At 60.1% G+C, this 6000-nt stretch carries 5 protein-coding genes and 1 pseudogene; 4 read left to right on the top strand and 2 right to left on the bottom strand.

All coding sequences use genetic code 11. The features are described from left to right. The first annotated feature begins 542 nt into the window (after positions 1-542). The gene (locus HNS03_RS20955) at positions 543-1235 is read left to right on the top strand and encodes a TetR/AcrR family transcriptional regulator (RefSeq protein ID WP_367198003.1); all 693 of its coding nucleotides are present in this window, start codon (positions 543-545) and stop codon (positions 1233-1235) included. A gap of 202 nt (positions 1236-1437) precedes the next feature. Beyond that, positions 1438-3150, top strand: a complete 1713-nt coding sequence (locus tag HNS03_RS20960) for a putative bifunctional diguanylate cyclase/phosphodiesterase (RefSeq protein WP_367198004.1) — start codon at positions 1438-1440, stop codon at positions 3148-3150. An 89-nt stretch (positions 3151-3239) separates the two neighbouring features. On the opposite strand, the gene HNS03_RS20965 is transcribed toward HNS03_RS20960, so the two are convergent. Together HNS03_RS20965 and HNS03_RS20970 are read right to left on the bottom strand one after the other, a co-directional pair. Beyond that, complete coding sequence (locus HNS03_RS20965; protein WP_367198009.1) at positions 3240-3725, bottom strand: glycosyltransferase; 486 nt, start codon at positions 3723-3725, stop codon at positions 3240-3242. A gap of 28 nt (positions 3726-3753) precedes the next feature. Further along, positions 3754-4518: pseudogene (locus HNS03_RS20970) on the bottom strand (glycosyltransferase); the annotation flags it as partial. 432 nt (positions 4519-4950) lie between these two features. Between HNS03_RS20970 and rnk the strand changes: the two are divergent. After that, positions 4951-5328 (top strand): nucleoside diphosphate kinase regulator, encoded by a 378-nt coding sequence (gene rnk, locus HNS03_RS20975; protein WP_367198005.1) that lies wholly within the window; start codon positions 4951-4953, stop codon positions 5326-5328. Positions 5329-5552: 224 nt separating this feature from the next. Further along, positions 5553-5897, top strand: a complete 345-nt coding sequence (locus HNS03_RS20980; protein ID WP_367198006.1) for a hypothetical protein — start codon at positions 5553-5555, stop codon at positions 5895-5897. The last annotated feature ends 103 nt before the right edge of the window (positions 5898-6000 follow it).

Genomic DNA, 6000 nt, shown 5'->3' on the forward strand with positions numbered 1-6000 from the left:
CATTTTGGGCTCCACGACGAAACCAAGCCGCAGGCGTTTCCGGATCTTCGTCCGGTTCCATCGCGAATGGTCGGCTCGGCATTCCCTAAACCGCCGCACTCTCCTGCGATTGACGCCGCTCTCTCCCTGCCTCGAACGGACGGTCGACGAGCGGCTGGCTTCAGGTTTCAGCCGCAACATAACAACTGTGATGTTTTAAAAATAAGCTACCGAGACGAGCAATATCTTGTCAATAAGTGTTTTCCGCGCCCTGGGCGGGGACCCGCGAAACGCTTGTTTTCATTTCGATATTGCCCTTGCACCTGGCGCGATGCGGACCAGCGGCGGAACCCGCCCGCCGCGCGAACGGCAAAAATCCGGCGCGTCCGCTCAACCAACCATCGTGGAGCGTTTCGAGGCGCAGTGGAAACGGGTTTGCCGCCCGGAAACACGTCAAGACGATGTATTGGAGCCGGCGTGCAAGGCAGTGTAATGCGGAACGGCTCTAAGGTCGGTTCACTTGACCCGGCGATGTCCGGCATTCGATAGGATAGGGATCGCTGGTGCCGTACGGGAAACAGCGCGGAAAAGCGCAGGCACCACGAACGGGGAGAGCAGGTTTGACGAAAAAGAAGACCAAAAAGTCGAACGGAAAGCGACTGGCGCGCGAGGATTGGGTCCTCGCCGCGAAAGAAATCTTGATTTCGGAAGGCGTCAGAGGATTGTCATTGCGCCGGCTCGCCACCAGCTTGAACATGACAACGGGCGGATTCTATTGGCTTTTCGAGAATTTCGATGAACTTCTCGATGACCTCAGAAAACATTGGGAGAGCGAGAATTCCAAAGCATTTGACGAGAACTTCGATTGCTCCGAGCTAAACAGCAAGGAGCGCTATATCGGCTATCTCAGGATCCTGTTCAACACCAGCCTGTTCGACCCATCCTACGATAACGCGGTCCGCGACTGGGCGCGTTCCTCTCCGGAAACCGCGAAGAACGTCCGGCGAGTCGACGCCCGACGCATCGCCCAATTGAAGTCGATGTATGAAGATTTCGGGTATGGCGAAGGAGCTTCGCTCGTCAAAGCAGAAAGCGCCTACTATCATCAGGTCGGGTATTTTACGGTCGGCGTATCTGAAAATCTTGAGTCTCGACTGTCAAAAATCCCGTATTATGCCGAATTTATTCAGCCGGGAATCATCCCCAAGGATACGCCGATTGAGGAGCTCAAGAAACTTCTCATCATTGGCGCCTGAAGCGCGGCACCAGATCGTTGCAGCGTCGGCGCACCAGGCCGCGGACTGCCTCCGACCATCGACACGAAGCCACCTATTGCCCTATTGAATCCACTAAACATTGCCTTGGTTAGACGCTCCGCAGCTTCGAACAGGCAGCATAAAGAAATGACGCCAGCGCCGTAAAATGGACCCCGAAAATCCGAATTCGGGAAAACAACCAATGTTCTCGAGATCTTCGATCCGCACAACCGTCGAAAACCTCCAGGCGATTCTGAACGCGCTGCCGTCGCCAATTCTTATCAAAGATCGCAACCATCAAATCGTCGTTGCAAATCAGGCTGCCTGCGAATTCCTTGGCGTTCCGCAGTCCGAGTTGGTCGGCTCCTCGGACGAGCAATTGCCGGAGGAGCAGAGAGCGGTCTTTTGGGAGATCGATGACCACGTTTTCCAGACCGGCGAGCGGAGCGAAAACGAGGAGGTGGTGACCGATGCCAGAGGCGAAGTTCATGTGATGGTCACCCGGAAGCGGCTCATCCAACTTGAGACAGATGAGGGCAATGAGCCTTTCATCCTGGCCATCCTCTCCGACGTGACCAAGATACGGGAAGCCGAAGCACGCGCCGTCTATCTCGCCGAACATGATCCTTTGACCGGTCTTTCGAACCGAAACCAGCTCATCCAAAAGCTCATTGACGCAATCAATCTCTCCAAGCGGAATGGCGCCAAGGTTGGGCTGCTTCTTCTGGATTTGGATGGGTTCAAACAGGTAAACGACCGCTACGGCCATGCCGTTGGCGACGAGCTCCTGCGTGTGGTCGCGCGGCGCCTGTCGACCCACATCAGGATCGTGGATTCCGTCGCTCGCATCGGTGGGGACGAATTCTGCATCGTTCAGGTGGGCCTTCAGCAGCCGGCCGGAGCGTTCACCTTGGCCGAGCGTCTGGTCAGCGCCCTGGAGCAGCCCATCGTCGTCGGTGAGATCCAGGCCTCGGTGTCGGCCTCTATCGGAATCGCTCTGTTTCCCGACGACGCCTCCAGCGAGGACGAGCTCTATCGCAACTCCGACATGGCCCTCTACGCGGTCAAAAAGTCCGGCGGTAGCGGCTACCTGCGCTTCGACCATCCGGCCGATAGTCACGAAGAAGCGCAATGGAACATCGAGAAGGATCTCAGAGGCGCCATCACGCGCGGGGAGATTTCGCTCGTCTATCAGCCCTTGAGGGCGACCGAGGATTCGAGGATCGTCGGTTACGAAGCGCTCGCCCGGTGGGACCATCCCGAGAAGGGAGCAATTCCGCCGGAGGTCTTCGTTCCGGTGGCCGAGACGACCGGCATCATCCGCCGGCTTGGCAACTGGATCCTTAAGGCAGCTTGCCGCGACGCCGCAACGTGGCCGGAGGACGTGCGCGTTTCCGTCAATGTCTCCTCGACACAGCTCGAAGACGGTCAATTGGTCGAAACGATCGAAAACGCGCTTGAGATTTCGGGCCTCTCCCCGAGCCGGCTCGAGCTGGAGATCAAGGAATCGGCCCTGATCGGACAGACCGATCGGATCGGGCAAACATTCTCGGCGCTCAAGAAGCTTGGCATCCGGCTCGCGCTGGATGATTTCGGCGCCGGATCGTCATCGATATCGAGCATCCAGCGGCTTCCGTTCGACCGCATCAAGATCGACCGCAGTTTCGTGTCCAGCCTCGCTTCCGATGCCCGCTCCGTCGCAATCGTCCGGGCCATCCTGGCGATCGGCAAGGAGCTCAATCTGTCCGTAACCGCTGAAGGCGTCGAAAATGAAGGGCAACTCGTCGCCCTTCGCCACATGGGATGCCCGGAGCTGCAGGGCTATCTGCTCGGCCGACCGGCCCCACTTCCAAACGCGGATGACCAGAGCGAGCCGGCGCAACTTCGTGACACGGGTTCTCAGCCTGAAACGTGATCGGCCCTACCCGGTGAAGCCGATCATCTCCCCAGTTCAGTCCTCGTTTTGATGAGGCGAACGGGGCCTCGACGTGTGAAGGCACGGTGTCAGCCTTCGGTTGGTCTCGCGCGGTCATCGTTGATCGTGGCCCCGAGCGCATGGGCAAGATTTCCCAGGATGTCACGCTCCTTTTCCAACTGCCGCCGGGCGGTTTGCCACCGGCTTTCACCACTCTCGCGCGGACGTCGCTCAAGATCCTCATAAAGCGCCTCGATCCGGGCAAGCGTTGCCTGCCAGGAAAAACGGGCCGCGGTCTCGTGAGCAGTCGTGGCCATCCGCGCGCGAGTTGCAGATGGCAAGGCCGCAAGTTCCGCGAGCACAGCGGCGAAGGCATCACTGCGCGCATCTTGGCTGAGCATACGGCCATTGAGGCCGTCGCGCAGGATTTCCCGCACCCCCGGCGCGTCCAGCGCCACCACCGGCAGCCCCGCCGTCATCGCTTCGGCCAGCACAAGCCCTTGCGTTTCCGAGACTGAAGAAAAGACGAAAACATCCATCGCGGCATAGGCGTCGGCCAGGGACCGACCTTGCATCACACCCGGCAAATGCGCGCGCGGAGAGGCCCGCCTCCGTAAAGCGGCGCCGCATTTCTGTACGCATCTCGCCTTCGCCGACGATCAGGGCATGGACGGACGGATGGGTCGTCAGAAAAGCGACGAGTGCCTCGACCAGAAAAGCGAGATTCTTCTCCTCGGCGAGCCGTCCGACATGGCCAGCCACGAAGGCATCCGGAGGGATGCCAAGATTTGCGCGCAGGATGTCGCTCCGCCCACCCTGAAACTGCGCAGGATCGATGCCCGTCGGGACAACGCTGACTGGTACCGTCACCCCGTGCTCGGCGAGAAAGGCTGCGATACTCTCGCTTGGCGCGATCACCGCATCGCAGAGATTGCAGTAGCCAGTGGCGAGACGGACGACAAGCCGACGCACCGAGGAAGACGTCTGCCCCACATAGTGGCTGTAGAGCTCATAACGGGTGTGATAGGTGAAAACGATCGGGCAGTCGTAGCGCGTGGCCACCCGCAGCGCGGTATCGCCCAATAGGAACGGGTGATGGCTGTGCACGATGTCGGGTCGGAAGGTTTCCAGCCGCTCGGCGAGCTCCAGCCCGATCGGGACGGGAACGGAAAAGTCGCTGCCCGCGAAGTTCTCGATCGCGCTCATCCGCACGGTGAAGGCGTCGTGGTGCTCCGCTCCCTCAAACTCCGGCGCAACGATCAGAACCTCGTGGCCCGCCTCGCGCAGCCGCGCGGCAAGACCTGAAACGCTATGGGCGACACCGCCGATATGCGGAGTGAAGGTATTCGTGAACATCGCTATCTTCATAGGCCCCCCTTTAATTTGGGACTGCACCAACCCGAAAGTGCATTTCCGTCACCCTCTTCTGCGCCATGCTCGCCCATCCTGTCGAATTGGTCAGACTCTTTTTCGGGGCAGCCATCGATCGGCGCAATCGTAGTGCGGCCTTCTACGTCAAGGCCCCCTTGCCACGCTTGACAAGCTCGACGGAGCGGCCGAGCATGAGAGCCATGTTCAAGATGAAGCAAGACACTCTGTTTCGGCCGTTTCCCATCGCGGAATAGCGGCCCCGGTCCCAGCACAAGGGGCCGGGGAGCCATTTGCTTCACCCATTCCGGATAAATCAGAACGCTTTGCCGCGCTCAACTCGCGGTGGTGCTGCGCCTTAAACCAGCCGGCGTTCGGGTCGCTCTCGCGACCGGGCTTGAACAGAAGACGTCCGTCTCCATGGAACCATCAGTGACCGTCCTCAGAGAGGACCACGAGCGGCTTACGCGTATGGCGAGCGGCCTGCTCTCGAAGAATCCCGATCTGGCCGAAGACCTTCTCGGCGAACTCGACCGGGCGCGGATCGTCGATACGCCCGAAGAGGTGGGCGGCACCGTGCAGATGGGATCGACCGTCACGTTCTCCACGGAAGACGGTGGTTCGCGCGTGGTCACACTGGTCTATCCGGACGAGGCCGATATCGCCCGCGGGTGCGTGTCCATCCTGACGCCGATCGGAACCGCGCTTCTTGGCCTTCCGGTGGGTGGCCGCATTGATTTTGTCGCCAACGATGGGCGTCTGCGGATGCTGACCGTCGCCGCGATCGAGCTGCCTCAGACCGCTGTTTGAGGTCGGGGCAATTGTTCGGGCGGTGAGGGACGGTCGATCCCTCCCGCCTCTCTCCTTCAACGCACAACCTGAACGAACGGCACGGCGCCAGGGGCCGCCGAAGGTCGGCGTGCGGTTCGTCCAGCGAGGGTTTGACGATGTCAGGCTTCCATGTTGGCGATGCGACCATCGCACCAGCGCCTTGCTGCCGGATAGCGCAAGAAGAGCACGCATTTCTGCAATGGATGGCGTCCGCTCGTCCCCCCCTTTCCGAGCCTTACCGGACCTTGCTGGCGGCGAAGCTCCGGCAAAGCATCGTCTATCCGGCGCGTGAACTTCCCGCCAGCGCTGTCCGCTTCAACACGTGCTTCGCCTATACGACTGACGGCGATCGGTGGGAGGCAAGCCTATTGGTGCAATACCCGCCCTCAGGTCTGCCGCCCTTCGCGCTTTCGATCTACACGCTTCACGGGCTGGCGTTGATCGGCCTTCGTGTCGGAGAGGCGATCACGATCGAGGTCTCGGACGGCTCCCTACAGGTGCTGGAGCTCAAGCAGATCATCCGACAACCTACTGGAGAAAGCTTCTAGAGCGTGTCATTTTGTGACGGAAGCGTATCCTGCGTTTTGGAAGTAGTTGGCGCATTCGTCGGATGGGATGGTCTGGACGAGATGCCCGACGTGACGCCATGTG

The sequence above is a fragment of the Amorphus sp. 3PC139-8 genome (assembly GCF_040750475.1).
In the GTDB taxonomy this organism is placed as follows: domain Bacteria; phylum Pseudomonadota; class Alphaproteobacteria; order Rhizobiales; family Amorphaceae; genus Amorphus.